Origin of the sequence: Actinokineospora bangkokensis, assembly GCF_001940455.1 — a bacterium.
In the GTDB taxonomy this organism is placed as follows: Bacteria; Actinomycetota; Actinomycetes; order Mycobacteriales; family Pseudonocardiaceae; genus Actinokineospora; species Actinokineospora bangkokensis.
Window position 1 is genome coordinate 156,703 of record NZ_MKQR01000026.1, and the last position, 16,058, is coordinate 172,760.

At 74.6% G+C, this 16,058-nt stretch carries 14 protein-coding genes; 8 read left to right on the forward strand and 6 right to left on the reverse strand.

The features are described 5' to 3' along the window. Window positions 1-7: 7 nt before the first annotated feature. The 4 genes from BJP25_RS23330 to BJP25_RS23345 are packed head-to-tail and all read right to left on the reverse strand — an operon-like array spanning window position 8 to window position 3,882. Window positions 8-1,669 carry a phospho-sugar mutase gene (locus tag BJP25_RS23330; RefSeq protein WP_075977147.1) on the reverse strand — a complete coding sequence of 554 codons (1,662 nt, stop codon included), beginning with the start codon at window positions 1,667-1,669 and terminating at the stop codon, window positions 8-10. Beyond that, window positions 1,666-2,466 (reverse strand): purine-nucleoside phosphorylase, encoded by an 801-nt coding sequence (locus BJP25_RS23335; RefSeq protein WP_075977775.1) that lies wholly within the window; start codon window positions 2,464-2,466, stop codon window positions 1,666-1,668. Before BJP25_RS23335 ends, BJP25_RS23330 begins: the two co-directional genes overlap by 4 nt. Before the next feature lie 43 nt (window positions 2,467-2,509). Further along, window positions 2,510-2,935: an ABA4-like family protein gene (locus BJP25_RS23340; protein ID WP_075977148.1), complete on the reverse strand. Its 426-nt coding sequence runs from the start codon at window positions 2,933-2,935 to the stop codon at window positions 2,510-2,512. Next, the gene (locus BJP25_RS23345) at window positions 2,932-3,882 is read right to left on the reverse strand and encodes a hypothetical protein (protein WP_198943590.1); all 951 of its coding nucleotides are present in this window, start codon (window positions 3,880-3,882) and stop codon (window positions 2,932-2,934) included. The genes BJP25_RS23340 and BJP25_RS23345 overlap by 4 nt, the downstream gene beginning before the upstream one ends. Window positions 3,883-3,983: 101 nt before the next feature. Between BJP25_RS23345 and BJP25_RS23350 the strand changes: the two genes are divergently transcribed. Next, window positions 3,984-4,637: a MerR family transcriptional regulator gene (locus BJP25_RS23350; protein WP_075977149.1), complete on the forward strand. Its 654-nt coding sequence runs from the start codon at window positions 3,984-3,986 to the stop codon at window positions 4,635-4,637. A gap of 25 nt (window positions 4,638-4,662) precedes the next feature. On the opposite strand, the gene BJP25_RS23355 is transcribed toward BJP25_RS23350, so the two are convergent. Further along, window positions 4,663-6,303 (reverse strand): serine/threonine-protein kinase, encoded by a 1,641-nt coding sequence (locus BJP25_RS23355; protein WP_075977777.1) that lies wholly within the window; start codon window positions 6,301-6,303, stop codon window positions 4,663-4,665. Window positions 6,304-6,509: 206 nt separating this feature from the next. Between BJP25_RS23355 and BJP25_RS23360 the strand changes: the two genes are divergently transcribed. The 5 genes from BJP25_RS23360 (at window position 6,510) to BJP25_RS23380 (ending at window position 13,498) form a co-directional block, all read left to right on the forward strand. Beyond that, complete coding sequence (locus tag BJP25_RS23360) at window positions 6,510-8,429, forward strand: methylmalonyl-CoA mutase family protein (protein ID WP_075977150.1); 1,920 nt, start codon at window positions 6,510-6,512, stop codon at window positions 8,427-8,429. Beyond that, on the forward strand, window positions 8,426-10,609 hold the full coding sequence (scpA, locus tag BJP25_RS23365; protein ID WP_075977151.1) for a methylmalonyl-CoA mutase: 2,184 nt from the start codon (window positions 8,426-8,428) through the stop codon (window positions 10,607-10,609). Before BJP25_RS23360 ends, scpA begins: the two co-directional genes overlap by 4 nt. After that, a complete protein-coding gene (gene meaB, locus BJP25_RS23370; protein ID WP_233158227.1) occupies window positions 10,602-11,606 on the forward strand; it encodes a methylmalonyl Co-A mutase-associated GTPase MeaB in 1,005 nt (334 codons plus the stop codon). Before scpA ends, meaB begins: the two co-directional genes overlap by 8 nt. Before the next feature lie 5 nt (window positions 11,607-11,611). Then, entirely contained in the window at window positions 11,612-11,899 is a 288-nt protein-coding gene (locus BJP25_RS23375) for a hypothetical protein (RefSeq protein WP_143219270.1), read from the forward strand. A 300-nt stretch (window positions 11,900-12,199) separates the two neighbouring features. After that, on the forward strand, window positions 12,200-13,498 hold the full coding sequence (locus tag BJP25_RS23380; RefSeq protein ID WP_075977153.1) for an amidohydrolase: 1,299 nt from the start codon (window positions 12,200-12,202) through the stop codon (window positions 13,496-13,498). A 336-nt stretch (window positions 13,499-13,834) separates the two neighbouring features. Here the strand turns inward: BJP25_RS23380 and BJP25_RS23385 are convergent, their stop codons facing one another. Beyond that, on the reverse strand, window positions 13,835-14,296 hold the full coding sequence (locus tag BJP25_RS23385; RefSeq protein WP_075977154.1) for a gamma-glutamylcyclotransferase: 462 nt from the start codon (window positions 14,294-14,296) through the stop codon (window positions 13,835-13,837). A 165-nt stretch (window positions 14,297-14,461) separates the two neighbouring features. Between BJP25_RS23385 and BJP25_RS23390 the strand changes: the two genes are divergently transcribed. Then, window positions 14,462-15,862, forward strand: coding sequence for an NAD(P)H-quinone dehydrogenase (locus BJP25_RS23390; RefSeq protein WP_075977155.1), 1,401 nt, complete (start codon window positions 14,462-14,464; stop codon window positions 15,860-15,862). Between the two features lie 23 nt (window positions 15,863-15,885). Then, window positions 15,886-16,032, forward strand: a complete 147-nt coding sequence (locus BJP25_RS34315) for a hypothetical protein (protein ID WP_158075707.1) — start codon at window positions 15,886-15,888, stop codon at window positions 16,030-16,032. Window positions 16,033-16,058 lie beyond the last annotated feature (26 nt).

The following is a 16,058-nucleotide window of genomic DNA, read 5'->3' on the forward strand; positions in this document are numbered from 1 at the left end:
GAAGGGGCTACTGGAGCAGGGCCCCGACTTCGGTGGCCAGGCGCTCCAGGCGGTCCTGCGCGGCCTGCTTGGCGGTGGCCAGGTCCTGCTCGCCGGACACCGGCTCCACCACTTCCAGGTAGGCCTTGACCTTGGGTTCGGTGCCCGAGGGCCGGACGATGACGCGCAGGCCCCCGCCGGTGTAGCGCAGGACGTCCGCCTTTGGCTGCAAGTCCTCAGCGGCAACTTGCACATCGGCGAGGCGGGTGGGCGGCGAGGTCCGCAGGGCCGCCATCAGGGCCGTGATGCGGCCCAGGTCCGTGACCCGCACCGACAGCTGGCGGGTGAGGTGCACGCCGTGGCGGGTGGACAGCGCGTCCAGTTCGGCGTGGACGGACGAGCCGCGGGCCAGCAGGCTCGCCACGAGGTCGCAGGCGAGCACGGCCGCGGAGATGCCGTCCTTGTCCCGCACGTGGTCGGGGTCGACGCACAGGCCCAGGGCCTCCTCGTAGGCGAAGACGAGGCCGGTCCCCCGGCCGTCGCCCGCGCGCACCAGCCACTTGAAGCCGGTGAGGGTCGCGTCGTAGCGCGCGCCCGCCGCCTCCGCCACCGCGCGCAGCATCGACGACGACACGATCGTGTTCGCCACCAACGGTCCCGGTCCACCCACCGGACCCGCGGCATCCACTGTGGACAGCACGTGGGCGCCGAGCAGCACACCCGCCTCGTCGCCGCTGAGCATCCGCCACCCGTCGGGGCCCGGCACGCCCAGGGCGCAGCGGTCCGCGTCCGGGTCCAGCGCCACGGCCAGGTCCGCCGACACCGACTCCGCCAGGGCCAGCAGCAGGTCGGTCGCCCCGGGCTCCTCGGGGTTCGGGAAGGCCACCGTGGGGAAGTCCGCGTCCGGCTGGGACTGCTCGGGCACCAGGGTGACGTCGGTGAAGCCCGCGGCGCTCAACGCGGCCTGGAGCGGGGCCGCGCCCACGCCGTGCAGCGCCGTGGCGACCACCCGGAGGGCGCGGGACCCGCCGCGCGGCAGGGACGCCACCCGCTCCAGGTAGCGGTCGAGCACGTCCTCACCGAGCCGGGTCCACCCCTCGGACAGCTCCACGCGGGAGGGCACCGCCGCGATGGCCGCCTCGATCTCGCGGTCGTCGGGCGGGACCAGCTGCGCGCCGCCCGCGAGGTAGAGCTTGTAGCCGTTGTCGGCGGGCGGGTTGTGCGAGGCGGTGACCTGCACGCCGGCCACCGCGCCCAGCGAGCGCACGGCGAAGGCCAGCACGGGCGTCGGCAGGGGGCGGGGCAGCACCCGCACGTCGAAGCCCGCCGCCGCCAGCACCCCGGCCGCGTCCGCGCAGAAGTCCTCCGAGCCGTGCCGGGCGTCGCGGCCGACCACCACCACCCCGCCACCCGCGCCCCGGGCCGCCAGCCACGACGCCAGCCCCGCCGACGTGCGGCGGACGACGGCGCGGTTCATGCCGTTCGGGCCCGCCCGCACCGGTCCGCGCAGGCCCGCCGTGCCGAAGGTCAGCGGGCCGGACATGCGGTCGGTGAGGTCGGCCAGCGCGGCGGCGTCCCCGCCCATGGCCGCGGCGAGCACGCGTTGCAGCTCGTCGCGGGTGCGCGGGTCGGGGTCGTCGGCGATCCAGCGGTAGGCGGCGTCGCGCAGGGTGGAGGTGGGGCGGGTCACGAGCGCAGGACCAGCTCGCGCAGCAGCCCGCCCATCCTGGCCGCGGCGGCGTTGCCCGCGGCCAGCACCTCCTCGTGGTTGAGGGGTTCGCCGGTCATGCCCGCGGCCAGGTTGGTGACCAGGGACAGGCCGAAGACCTCCAGCCCCGCGGCGCGGGCGGCGATCGCCTCGTGCACGGTGGACATGCCGACCAGGTCCGCGCCGAGCACCCGCAGCATCCGGATCTCGGCCGGGGTCTCGAAGTGCGGGCCGGGCAGCCCGGCGTAGACGCCCTCGACCAGGGTGGGGTCGATCTCGCGGGCCAGCGCGCGCAGGCGCGGGGAGTACAGGTCGGTCAGGTCGACGAAGTTCGCCCCGACCAGCGGCGACTTGGCCGTCAGGTTGATGTGGTCGCTGATGAGGATGGGCTGGCCGATGCTCGCGTCGGCCAGCAGGCAGCCCGCGGCGTTGGTCAGCACGACCCCGCTCGCCCCCGCCGCGGCCGCGGTGCGCACGGCGTGCACCGCGCGCGGCACGCCGTGGCCCTCGTAGACGTGCGTGCGGCCGAGGAACACCAGCACCTGCTTGTCGCCCACCGCCACCGACCGGACGGTGCCGCCGTGGCCGACGGCGGTGGGGGCGCGGAAGCCGGGCAGCTCCCCCACCGGCAGCTCGGCGGTCGGGGCGCCCAGCTCGTCGGCCGCGGGCCGCCAGCCGGAGCCGAGCACGAGCGCCAGGTCGTGCCGGTCGTGCCCGGTGCGCTCGGCGAGCGCGGCCGCGGCCTGCTCGGCGTAGGAGTGCGGGTCGTCGTCGAACAGGGCGGGGTCCACCTGCGCGGAGTCGTGCGTCACGCGGGCGAGCCTAGTCGGGGCGCCTGGTGAGGAGGCCGCGCGTGGCGAGGTAGAGCGGCAGCCCGATCGGGGACAGCAGCACGGTCAGCACCAGCATCGGCCCCATGACCAGCGGGTGCACGTCCCGCTCCCGCGAGTCCAGGTACATCCACCGCCCGATGAACAGGTCCCACGCGATGATCTGCGCCCACAGCGCGGCCAGTGCGGCGTCGTCCCGGGTGAACGCCACGAGCCCGTCGAGCGTGGGGCTGAGCACCAGCGGTACCAGCTCCCCCATCACCGGGACGGCCAGCACGAGCCACACCACCAGGGTGGGCGCGACGACCCACGGCGACCCGACGACACGGCGCGTCCACGTCCACTTCGGCGCGAGCACCACCAACAACCAGAACGGCGCGGCGAGGTAGAACGACAGGTCGAACAGGACGGAGGTCATGCGCGCACCAGCTCCCGGTCGGTGGAGCGGGCGGTGAAAGCGACCGCGGCGACCCCGCCGACCAGCAGCACCACCGCGCCGAGGGTCAGGGCGTCGGGCCGCACCAGCGGCTGCCCGCGCAGGGCCTGCCACGTCGCCAGCAGCACCAGCCCCAGGTAGCCCGTGCCGCCCGCGGCGACGAGCCGGGCGCGGGCCCGCTCGCCCAAGCCGCGGGTGAGCGCGGCGAGCAGCGGCAGGAGCTGGAGGGCGTGCAGGCCGAGGAAGTGCCCGACGCGCAGGTCACCCGCGGTGGTGCTCCACCCGGTGAGCGGCATGCCCGGCCCGCCGTCGGGGGCGCCGACGGTGTGCGCCCCCGCCGCGCCCGGCACACCCGGGTCCTGCACGAGCATCAGGACGCCGACGAGCATCCCCAGCAGCGAGATGGCCATGCCCGCGCGGATGGCGAGCAGGTCGGCGGCCGGGGCGAGCCGCTTGGCGCCGATGACCAGCGACAGGTAGGCCGTGCCCGCCCAGAGCACGGCGACGGTGACGCCCATGACGCCGAACAGGGTGGCGGTGAACGGCGTCGAGACGTTGAAGTGGCTGCCGACCCCGCGCGCGGCGGCGCCGGTGATGATCACCATCTCCACCGCGCTCGCGGCGATCACCACCAGCCCCACCCGGCGCAGGCCGCGCGGCGGCGCGGGGTGCAGCGACAGCAGCCACGCCCAGCTCAGGCCGTAGGCAGCGAACGACAGCGCGAACTTCAGCGGCTTGAGCCAGACCGGCGCGCCGAGCAGCAGCCGGTCGTCGACGACCAGCCCGACGGCGGCCACCGCGGCGAGCACGCCCATCGAGGCGGTGAACCACAGCATCGGCCGGTCCCACCCCAGGACGCGGCCCCACACCCCTGCCCGGTACCGCTTCCCCCCGCGCTGTTCCCGCTGGAGCCGTGCGGTGATCCCCATGACGCGTCCCCCTCCGGACGATGGATAGCGGATATCTCTACTATCGATAAGTACACTATCCATGTCAAGGCGGGATCGCGTCAAGCGGGGAGGAGCGGCGCGTGCGGATCGCGGAGCTGAGCAGGCGCACCGGGGTGGCGGTGCCGACGATCAAGTTCTACCTGCGCGAGGGCGTGCTGGCCCCCGGCGAGCGCACCAGCCCCAACCAGGCCAGCTACGGCGACGCCCACGTGCACCGGCTGCGGCTCGTGCGGGCGCTGGTCGAGGTGGGCGGTCTACCGCTGGCGGCCGTGCGCGACGTGCTGGACACGGTGGACTCCGCGGAGCGGGGCGTGGACAAGACCCTGGGCACCGTGCAGAACGCCGTGATCACCCACGCGGCCAAGCCCGCCGCCGACGACGACACCCCCGACCCGGCGCGCACCGCCGCCGAGGAGGCCGTGGCGGAGCTGATCGACGACATGGGCTGGCAGGTGGGCACCGACCACCCCTCGGCGCGGGCCCTGGTGTCGGTGCTCGTGGCCGCCGAGGGCCTGGGCCACGGCCGCATCGCCGGGCTGCTGGCCCCCTACGCCGAGGCGTGCACGCGCATCGCCGCGGTCGACCTGGACTACGTCGCCGCCGCGGGCGCGCTCGACGACATGGTGGAGAGCGTCGTCGTCGGCACCGTGCTGGGCGACTCGATCCTCACCGCGCTGCGCAGGCTCGCCCACGTGCACGAGTCGGGCTCCCGGTACCACCGCCGGCCCGGCTGACCCGGCACCAGCCCTGGGGCCGGCCCTAGCCGACCACCGAGAACCCAGGCGCGGCGCGGTCGAACAGGCCCTGCTTGCCCAGGTCCTCCTGCTCGATCGGGACGGTCGCGGTGATCACCCACAGGTCGCCGCCGATCGGGCTGACCTGGGCGAAGGTCGAGCGGGTGCGCGAGGGCTCCGGCTGCCCGCCTGCCGCGGGCCCGGACTCCACCGTCCGGAAGGCCAGGTCGAACACCCCCGCGGCCTCGGTGGGCCCGCTCACCAGCTGGAACTGCGGCTCCTGCGCGCTGAGCAGCTGGACGTACCCGGCCGCGGTGCCGGTCGGGAAGAACTGCGGGAAGCGCTCCACCGCCAGCTCCGAGGCCCCGTCCGGCGACACCCAGTGCACCCGTGTGCTGTCCGGGGCGCCGTCGTTGGTGCGCTGCTCGACGAACTTCACCCAGTCCTGCGGCACCGGGATGCGGAACGCCGCGCCCCGGGTGCCCTCCAGCGGCGAGGCGTCGGCGGTCTGCTCGACGAACCGGCCCAGCGGCGCGCTGCTCGGCGGCGGCTGCGCCGCGGTGGGCTCAGGCGGCCGCAGCGGCGCCCCGCCCACGGTCCGGACCAGGGAGAACCCGCCCACCGCCGCCCCGGAGAACAGCAGCACCGCCAGCACGGCGAGCAGCAGGGTCCCCAGCGCGCCGCGGCGGCGCGGCCGCGCGGTGGGGGCGGGCCTGCGCTCGAACGGCAGCGGGCCGGGGGCGGCGGCCAGCGGCGCGCTCGCCTCGCCGGGCGGCTGCGGCGGCGGCACCGGCGGGGTCTGCACCGTGGGCCGCTCCACGTCGCGCACCGGCAGCGCCAACCCGTCGAAGACCTGGGTGCCCGGCCCGGGCAGCAGCGGCACCAGCAGCTCGCGCACCTCGGCCAGCGGCAGCCGGGCCGCCGGGTCCTTCACCATCAACCCGGTGATCACCCGGCGCAGCGGCCCGTCGTGCGCGGGCACCGGCGGCTCCCCGTCCACCACGGCTGCCAGGGTCGCCACCACCTGCGCGTGCGGGTCGTAGGGGGCGTGCCCCTCGACCGCGGCGAACAGCGTCGCGCCCAGCCCCCACAGGTCCGCCCGCGGCGTCACCCCGCCGCCGGAGGCGACCTCGGGGGCGATGTAGGCGGGCGAGCCGAGCATCACCCCGGACTTGGTCAGCGTCCGCTCCGAGACGTTGCGGGCGATGCCGAAGTCGGTGAGGGTGACCCGCCCGTCCCGGCCGAGCAGCACGTTGCCCGGCTTGACGTCGCGGTGGGTGATGCCCGCCTCGTGCGCGCACTGCAAGGCCGCGGCCACGGCGTCGGCGACCACGGCCGCCTGCGCCACCCCCAGCGGCCCGTGGTCGCGCAGCACCTCGGCCAGGCTGCGCGAGGGCACGTACTCCATGACCACGAACGGGTCGCCGTCCACCTGGGCCACGTCGTGCAGGGTCACCACGTTCGGGTGGGACACCACGGCGATCGCCCGCGCCTCGCGCAGCGTCCGCTCGCGCAGCTCGTCGGCCTCCCGCTCGGGCACCCCCGGCGGCAGCCGCACCTCCTTGACCGCGACCACCCGGCGCAGGAACTCGTCGTAGGCGGCCCACACCGTGCCCATCGACCCCTGGCCCAGCACCTCGCGCAGCCGGTAGCGCCCCGCGATCAGGCGCTGGGGGGCCTCGGGGCCGTCGTCGTCGGGCGCGGTGGGCACGCGACCATTCTGTCCGACCGGGGATGTGAGCGGGCGTTAAGCGCACGCGGGTGACAAAAGCGCCCCCCGCAACCGCACCGGAACAGGCCTTTGTCAACCGCGACTTGATTCACAGCACTCCCACCTGGTGCCGAGCCTGGGTTTCCGTAGCATTGCGGGGCATGACACCCCCTTCCGCGCCAGCGGCGGCGCCGGATGAGCAGGACCCCCCGGCCGAGCTGACCCTGGCGGGCGAGTTCGCCGAGGTCGCGCGCGAGCAGTGGCAGGAACTCGTCGCGGGCGTGCTGCGCAAGTCGGGCGCCTACCCGCAGGACTTCGACGGCGCCGCGGAATCGCTGCTGTCGACCAGGACCTACGACGGGGTGGTGCTCTCCCCGCTCTACACCGCCGACGACGCGGCCCCGCCCGCGGGCTTCCCCGGCCTGCCGCCGTTCACCCGGGGCGGGCGTCCGGAGGGGAACGTCGCGGGCGGTTGGGACGTGCGCCAGCGCCACGCCGACCCGGACCCGGCCGCCACCGCCAAGGCCGTGCTGGCCGACCTGGAGAACGGGGTCAGCTCGCTGTGGCTGGTCGCGGGCGGCGCGGGCCTGCCGGTCGCCGCGCTCGGCGACGTGCTCGCCGAGGTCTACCTGGACCTGGCGCCGGTGACCCTGGACGCGGGCGCGGAGTTCACCGCCGCCGCGCGGGAGCTGCTGCGGGTGCACGCCGACAAGGGCATCCCGGCCAGCGAGGTCAAGGGCAACCTGGGCGCCGACCCGATCGGCCTGCACGCGCGCACCGGCGCGGGCGCCGAGCTGCTGGGCGAGGCCGCCCGGCTGGCCGTCGACACCGCCCAGCACCCGCAGCTGCGCACGATCGTGGTGGACGGCACGCCGTTCCACTCCGCGGGCGGGTCCGACGTCGAGGAGCTGGGCGCCACCCTGGCCGCGGGCGTGGCCTACCTGCGGGCGCTCACCGACGCGGGCCTCGACGTCGACGCCGCCGCCGCGGCGCTGGAGTTCCGCTACGCCGCCTCGGCCGACCAGTTCCTCACCATCGCCAAGCTGCGCGCGGCGCGGCGGCTGTGGGCGCGGGTGGCCGAGGTCAGCGGCATCTCCGCCGCGGCGGCCGCGCAGCGCCAGCACGCGGTGACCAGCCCCGCCATGCTGACCCGCCGCGACCCGTGGGTGAACATGCTGCGCACCACGCTCGCCTGCTTCGGCGCGGGCGTCGGCGGCGCGGACGCGGTGACGGTGCTGCCCTTCGACGGCGCGCTCGGCCTGCCCGACGCGTTCGCCCGGCGCATCGCCCGCAACACCCAGTCGGTGCTGCTGGAGGAGTCCAAGCTGGCCGGGGTCATCGACCCGGCGGGCGGCTCCTGGTACGTCGAGCGGCTCTCCGACGAGCTGGCCAAGGCGGCCTGGACCTGGTTCACCGACATCGAGCGGGCGGGCGGGGTCGTCGCCGCGCTGGACTCGGGCCTGGTCGGCGACCGGATCGCGGCCACCTGGGCGGCCCGCTCGGCCAACCTGGCCACCCGCGCCGACGCCGTCACCGGGGTCAGCGAGTTCCCCAACCTGGCCGAGAAGGCCGTGCACCGCACCCCCGAGCCCGCCCGCCCCGGCGGCGGCCTGCCCGCGGTGCGCTACGCCGAGGCCTACGAGGAGCTGCGCGACCGCTCCGACGCGCACCTGGCGGCCACCGGGTCGCGCCCCAGGGTGTTCCTGGCCACCCTCGGCCCGGTGGCGCAGCACAACGCGCGCGCCGGGTTCGCCGCCAACCTGTTCCAGGCGGGCGGGGTCGAGACGGTCGACGGCGGGGTGATCCCCGACGCGGAGACCGCCGCCGCCCGCTTCGCCGACAGCGGCGCCGCGATCGCCTGCCTGTGCGGGTCCGACAAGACCTACGCCGAGCTGGCCGCCCCGGTGGCCGAGGCCCTCGGGGCCACCGCCGCCCGGGTGTACCTGGCGGGCAAGCCCACCGACGAGCTCCTGCGCGCCGGTGTGGACGAGTTCGTGTTCACCGGCTGCGACGCGCTCGCCGTGCTGCGCGGCGCGCTGGAGACCCTGGGCGTTCCGGAGAAGGACGAGGCCCCCGCATGAGCATCCCCGACTTCAGCGGCGTCGAGCTGGGCGAGCCCGGCTCCCCCAGCGCCGCGGACTGGCAGAAGGCCCTCGACGAGGCCACCGGCAAGGGCGTCGACGCGCTGAGCTGGGAGACCCCGGAGGGCATCGGCGTCAAGCCGGTGTACACCGCCGAGGACACCGCGGGCATCGACTTCCTGCGCACCTACCCGGGCGTGGTGCCGTTCCTGCGCGGCCCCTACCCGACGATGTACGTGAACCAGCCGTGGACGATCCGCCAGTACGCGGGCTTCTCCACCGCCGAGGAGTCCAACGCCTTCTACCGGCGCAACCTGGCCGCGGGCCAGAAGGGCCTGTCGGTGGCGTTCGACCTGGCCACCCACCGCGGCTACGACTCCGACCACCCCCGGGTGGCGGGCGACGTCGGCATGGCGGGCGTGGCCATCGACTCCATCTACGACATGCGCCAGCTCTTCGACGGCATCCCGCTGGACCGGATGTCGGTGTCGATGACGATGAACGGCGCGGTGCTGCCGGTGCTGGCGCTCTACGTGGTGGCGGCCGAGGAGCAGGGGGTGAAGCCGGAGCAGCTCGCGGGGACCATCCAGAACGACATCCTCAAGGAGTTCATGGTCCGCAACACCTACATCTACCCGCCGCGGCCGTCGATGCGGATCATCTCCGACATCTTCGCGTTCACCTCGCAGAACATGCCGAAGTACAACTCCATCTCGATCTCCGGCTACCACATGCAGGAGGCCGGGGCGACCGCCGACCTGGAGCTGGCCTACACGCTGGCCGACGGCGTGGAGTACATCCGGGCCGGGCGCGACGCCGGGCTGGACGTGGACCGGTTCGCGCCGCGGCTGAGCTTCTTCTGGGCCATCGGCATGAACTTCTTCATGGAGGTCGCGAAGATGCGCGCGGCCCGGCTGCTGTGGGCCAAGCTGGTCAAGCAGTTCGAGCCGCGGTCGACCAAGTCGCTGAGCCTGCGCACGCACTGCCAGACCTCGGGCTGGTCGCTCACCGCCCAGGACGTCTACAACAACGTCATCCGCACCTGCGTGGAGGCGATGGCCGCCACCCAGGGGCACACCCAGTCGCTGCACACCAACGCCCTGGACGAGGCGCTGGCGCTGCCCACCGACTTCTCCGCGCGCATCGCCCGCAACACCCAGCTGCTGCTTCAGCAGGAGTCGGGCACGACCAGGGTCATCGACCCGTGGGGCGGCAGCTCGTTCGTCGAGAGGCTCACCTACGACCTGGCGCGCAAGGCGTGGGCGCACATCAGCGAGGTCGAGGCCGCGGGCGGGATGGCCCAGGCGATCGACGCGGGCATCCCCAAGCTGCGCATCGAGGAGGCCGCCGCGCGCACCCAGGCGCGCATCGACTCCGGGCGCCAGCCGGTGATCGGGGTCAACAAGTACCGGGTCGCCGAGGACGAGCAGATCGACGTGCTCAAGGTCGACAACGCCGGCGTGCGGGCGCAGCAGGTGGAGAAGCTGCGCCGGTTGCGCGCGGAGCGCGACGAGCAGGCCGTGCAGTCCAGGTTGGACGCGCTGACCCGGGCCGCCGACGCCGAGGGCAACCTGCTGGAGCTGGCCATCGACGCCGCCCGCGCCAAGGCCACCGTCGGTGAGATCTCCGAGGCCCTGGGCAAGGTCTGGGGCCGCCACGCCGCGCAGATCCGCACGATCTCCGGCGTCTACCGCGACGAGGTGGGGGCCGGGGTGTCCAACGTGGACGAGGCGCGCGCGGTCGTCGACGCGTTCGCCGAGCAGGACGGGCGGCGCCCGCGCATCCTGGTCGCCAAGATGGGCCAGGACGGCCACGACCGCGGCCAGAAGGTGATCGCCACCGCCTTCGCCGACCTCGGCTTCGACGTCGACGTGGGCCCGCTGTTCTCCACCCCCGGCGAGGTCGCGCGCCAGGCCGTCGAGGCCGACGTGCACATCGTCGGGGTGAACTCGCTCGCCGCGGGCCACCTCACCCTGGTGCCCGCGCTGCGCGAGGAGCTGGCCGGGCTGGGCCGCGAGGACATCATGGTCGTCGTCGGCGGGGTGATCCCGCCGCAGGACTTCGACGAGCTGCGGGCCGCCGGTGCCGCGGCGATCTTCCCCCCGGGGACGGTCATCGCCGACGCCGCCGCGGAGCTGCTGCGCGCGCTCGCCGCCCAGCACGGGTACGAGCTTGGCTAGTCGGGCGCTGCCGGACGTGCCGACGCTGGTCAAGGGCGTGCTCGCCGGGGACAGGGGACTGCTGTCGCGGGCGATCACCCTGGTGGAGTCGCGCCGCGCCGACCACCGGGCCCTCGCCCAGGAGGTGCTGGTCGAGCTGCTGCCGCACGCCGGGGGCGCGCACCGGGTGGGCATCACCGGCGTGCCCGGCGTCGGCAAGTCCACCTTCATCGACGCCCTGGGCACGAACCTGACCTCGGCGGGCCACCGGGTCGCGGTGCTGGCGGTCGACCCGTCGTCGACGCGCACCGGCGGCTCGATCCTGGGCGACAAGACCAGGATGCAGCGGCTGGCGGTGGACCCGGCCGCCTACATCCGGCCCTCGCCCACCTCCGGGACGCTGGGCGGGGTCGCCCAGGCCACCCGGGAGACGATCGTGCTGATGGAGGCGGCCGGGTTCGACACGGTGCTGGTGGAGACCGTGGGCGTCGGGCAGTCGGAGACGACGGTGGCGGGGATGGTCGACTGCTTCCTGTTCCTCACCCTGGCCAGGACCGGCGACCAGCTCCAGGGCATCAAGAAGGGCGTGCTGGAGCTGGCCGACGTCATCGCGGTCAACAAGGCCGACGGCGAGCACGCCAGGGAGGCGCAGAAGGCGGCGCGGGAGCTGGCGGGCGCGCTGCGGCTGCTGCGCAACCCGGACGCCTCGTGGACCCCGCCGGTGCTGACGTGCAGCGGCCGGGAGAACCTGGGCCTGGACGCGCTGTGGGACCAGGTGCGCGAGCACCACAAGACCCTCGACGGCACCGGCGAGCTGGCCGAGAAGCGGCGCGGCCAGCAGGTCGAGTGGACCTGGTCGATGGTGCGCGACTCGCTGCTGGCCCAGCTCACCGGGCACCCGGCGGTCAAGGCGGTGGCCCCGGAGCTGGAGCGGCGGGTGCGGGCCGGGGAGCTGACCGCGACGCTGGCGGCGCAGGAGATCCTCGCGGCCTTCGCACAGCGTGACCGGTCCGACTAACCTTGGTGACGACCCGGACCCCCGACCCCCTGGAGGGCAGGCGCATGCCCGTCCGCGCGACCCGACTGCTGCTGGCCGTGCTCGTGGTGTTCCTGCTGGGCGCCCCCGTGGCCGCCGCCCAGCCCGCGCTCGCCCAACCGGCACCGCCCACGACGACCACCACCCCCGCCCCGGGCAGCCAGGAGGAGGCCGACAAGGCCCGCAACACCGTGGTGGTGGGCGTGGCCGCGATCGTGCTGCTCGGCATCGTCATCTACGGCAACCGGGTGCGCGCGAAGAAGAAGGCGAGCTGATCCCGGGTTCATCACCCGTCCGGTGGTGTCTCACCCATCAGGGTGATCCCCTGCCGACCCCGATGGCCGTCCTCGCCACACACCGCCACCACCCCTGCACCGACCGTTGGTCCCACCGGGCGGTGCACTGGTCTTGATCACCCAGTTCGGCGCCCCTGAACCGGGGGCGCCGCTCAGCGCAGCAGCCCGACCACGGACCGCCCACCGCGCATGCCCGGCCCGGAGCCGGGGGACGCGTGCGGCAGGATCGGTGGGGATGGATTGCGCACACGAGATCGAGATCACAACTGGGGGGTTGCGATGACCGTGCTGGATTCCCGACCGGACCGGCCCGCGGACGGCGAGCGCACGGGGGCGGGGGGCCACCCCGGTGTGCTGATCAGCTCCGGTGGCGTCAGCATGACTGCTGTGGAGGACCTCGGGGCGGGCCGCGGGCCCGCGTGGTTGGACGCGTGGCTGCTGGCGAACGCGGCGGACGTGCAGGCGTGGTTCCGGCACGTGCACGCCAACCCCGAGCTGTCCCGCCAGGAGTTCGGCACCACCGAACTGGTCGCGGGCCTGCTCAAGCAGGCGGGCCTGCAACCGCAGGTGATGCCCGGCGGCACCGGCCTGACCTGCGACATCGGCACCGGCGACCGCTGCGTGGCGCTGCGCGCGGACATGGACGCGCTGCCGCTGACCGAGGCGACCGGCCTGCCCTACGCGGCCACCGCCGAGGGCGCCTGCCACGCCTGCGGCCACGACGCCCACACCACGATCCTGCTGGCCGCGGGCCTGGCCCTGGCCTCGGTGGCCGACGAGCTGCCCGGCCGGGTCCGCCTGGTGTTCCAGCCCGCCGAGGAGGTCATGCCCGGCGGCGCCCTGGAGGTCATCGAGGCGGGCGGGCTCGCGGGCGTGGAGCGCATCTTCGGCCTGCACTGCGACCCGCGCCTGGAGGTCGGCCGGGTGGGCACCCGGGTCGGCGCCATCACCTCGGCCACCGACCTGCTGGAGCTGCACCTGACCTCCCCCGGCGGCCACACCTCCCGCCCGCACCTCACCGCGGACCTGGTGCACGCCCTGGGCACCGTCATCACCGGCCTGCCCGCCCTGCTCTCCCGCCGCGTCGACCCCCGCTCCGGCACCGTCCTGGTCTGGGGCGCGGTCCACGCGGGCGAGGCCCCCAACGCCGTCCCCCGCGACGGCCTGCTGCGCGGCACCCTGCGCACCGGCGACCCCACCGTCTGGGCCGACCTCCAGCCCCTCGTCGCCGACCTGGTCCAGTCCCTGCTCGTCCCCACCGGCGTCGGCTACGACCTCCACCACCGCCGCGGCGTCCCCCCGGTCGTCAACGACGCCCAGAGCACCGTCCTGCTCGAAGGCGCCGTCACCGCCGCGCTGGGCCCCGCCGCCCTCACCACCACCAAGCAGTCCAGCGGCGGCGAGGACTTCGGCTGGTACCTGGAGGAGATCCCCGGCTCCTTCATGCGCCTGGGCGTCTGGCCCGGCGAGGGCCCCATGCGCGACCTGCACCAACCCACCTTCCAGCTCGACGAGCGGGCCCTGCTGACCGGCATCCGCGTCATGACCCACACCGCCCTGGCCGCCCTCACCGCCTGACGGCCCCACCGCACCTGCCAACGCCACCGGCCACCTGCCCAAGCAGGTGGCCGGTGGCGTTGGCAGGCGGTGAGCGGCGAGTAGTGCCTAGTGGGTAGTAGGTGGTTCACAGAGGCGCCCACCCACACAAGCCGAACCCGGACAGCAGGCCCTGCCCGGTTGGGTGGATTCGCTTGGTCGGGGGAGGCGATCATGTGCTACCTAAAAGGGACGGGCGGGCGTCTTTCCAGCCCGCCTTTTCCCCGCCCGCAGCACATGATCGCCGTAGGGGCCCCGACCAAGCGGATCCACCCAACCGGGCCACCCACCCAGGCCGCCTCAAGAGCCCCGTCCCGCTCAGCTGGTGGCGGGACCGATACCCGTGCACGGCCGTATCCGCAGGTCAGCCACGTAGTCCGCAGGTGCCCCCGCGGCCTCCGCGGCGTCGGCGACCACCCCCAGGTAGTGCGCCGAGGGCAGCCCGCCCTCGTAGGCGTCGAGCACGTACAGCCAGGCCAGCACCGAGCCCTCCAGCGTCTGCACCCGCAGCCTGATCTTGTGGTGCAGGCCCAGCTCGGAGCCCTCCCAGCGGTCGAGGTCCTTCTCGTCCTCCTCGGTGACGTCGTAGAGGACGACGAAGACCTGCGAGTCGGGGTCCTCGACGACGGTGGACAGCGCGCCCTCCCAGCCGAGGTCCTCGCCGCCGAAGGTCAGCCGCCACCCGACCAGCCAGCCGGTTCCCGCCATCGGCGAGTGCGGGGCTCGTTCCATCATCTGGTTCGGGTCCATGTTCGACCCGTACGCGGCGTAGAGCGGCACGCCGACAGCCTACTGAGGATGGCGCCGCGCGCCAGGCAGCCGCGCGGTGGATCACCGATCGCCCGCCTGTGCGGCGGGCGCGGGAGCGGCGCGCATAGGGTGTGGCTGGACGCGAGGGCCGGTGCCACCCGGCCCCACCAGCCGCCGACGAGGGAGGACCTGCACGTGACCCGGATCGTGATCATGGGCGGGGGTCCGGCCGGCTACGAGGCGGCGCTGGTCGCGGCGCAGCACGGGGCGGAGGTGACCGTCGTCGAGCGCGACGGCCTCGGCGGGGCGTGCGTGCTCTACGACTGCGTGCCGTCGAAGACCTTCATCGCCTCGGCGGGCGCGCGGGTGGCCTTCCGCGACGCCGACGAACTGGGCATCGGCACCGACGACGTGGACTCCACCGTGCACCTGCCGGTGGTGCGCGGCCGGGTCAAGGGCCTGGCGCTGGCGCAGTCGGCCGACATCCGCAACCGGGTGCAGCGCGAGGGCGTGCGGGTGCTGCACGGCACCGCGCGGTTCGACGACCCGCGGCCGGGCATGGCCACCCACCGGGTCGCGGTGGAGGGGCGCGACGGCGCGGAGGTGCTCGACGCCGACGTGGTGCTCATCGCCACCGGCGCCACCCCCCGGGTGATCCCGGGCGCCGAGCCGGACGGCAAGCGGGTGCTGGACTGGCGCCAGATCTACGACCTGGAGGAGCTGCCCGAGCACCTGGTGGTGGTCGGCTCCGGCGTCACCGGCGCGGAGTTCGCCTCGGCGTTCATCGAGATGGGCGTGCAGGTCACGGTGATCTCCAGCCGCGACCGGGTGCTGCCGCACGAGGACGCCGACGCCGCCGCGGTGCTGGAGGACGTGTTCTCCGAGCGCGGCACCACGCTGGTCAAGCACGCGCGCGCGGAGAAGATCGACCGCGACGCCACCGGTGTCACCGTGCACCTGCGCGGCGGGGAGACGGTGCGTGCCACGCACGCGCTGATGACGGTGGGGTCCATCCCGAACACCGAGGGCATCGGCCTGGAGAAGGTGGGCCTGGAGCCGGGCCCCGGCGGGTTCCTGGCGGTGGACCGGGTGTCGCGCACCGGTGTCGCGGGCGTCTACGCCGCGGGCGACTGCACCGGCGTGCTGATGCTGGCCAGCGTCGCGGCGATGCAGGGCCGCATCGCGATGTGGCACGCGCTGGGCGAGGGCGTGGCGCCGATCAAGCTGAAGACGGTGGCGGCCAACGTGTTCACGCACCCGGAGATCGCCACGGTCGGCATCAACCAGCAGGCCATCGACTCCGGGGCGGTGCCCGCGCGCACGGTGATGCTGCCGCTGGCGACGAACCCGCGGGCGAAGATGTCGGGGCTGCGGCGCGGTTTCGTCAAGCTGTTCTGCCGCCCGGCGACCGGGGTGGTGATCGGCGGGGTGATCGTGGGGCCGAGCGCGAGCGAGCTGATCCTGCCGATCGCGCTGGCCGTGCAGAACCAGCTGACGGTGGACGACCTGGCGCTGACCTTCTCGGTGTACCCGTCGCTGTCCGGGTCGGTCACCGAGGCGGGCCGCCAGCTCATGCGCCACGACGACCTGGACTGACCCGCCGCGGGGGTCCGCGCCCGGTGGCCCCGGCGCCCGCCAGGGCCGAGCAGGACCCGACGTGGCCGATCCCGGTGCCGCACGAGCCGCTGGACCCGGTTCCGGGCGGCGCGCCGCTCGACGGGTCGTTGGCCTCGGGTGGTGACGCAGTGCTGGTGTGGATCGGGTGAATGTCGCTCTGCGTGGCTATTTTTAG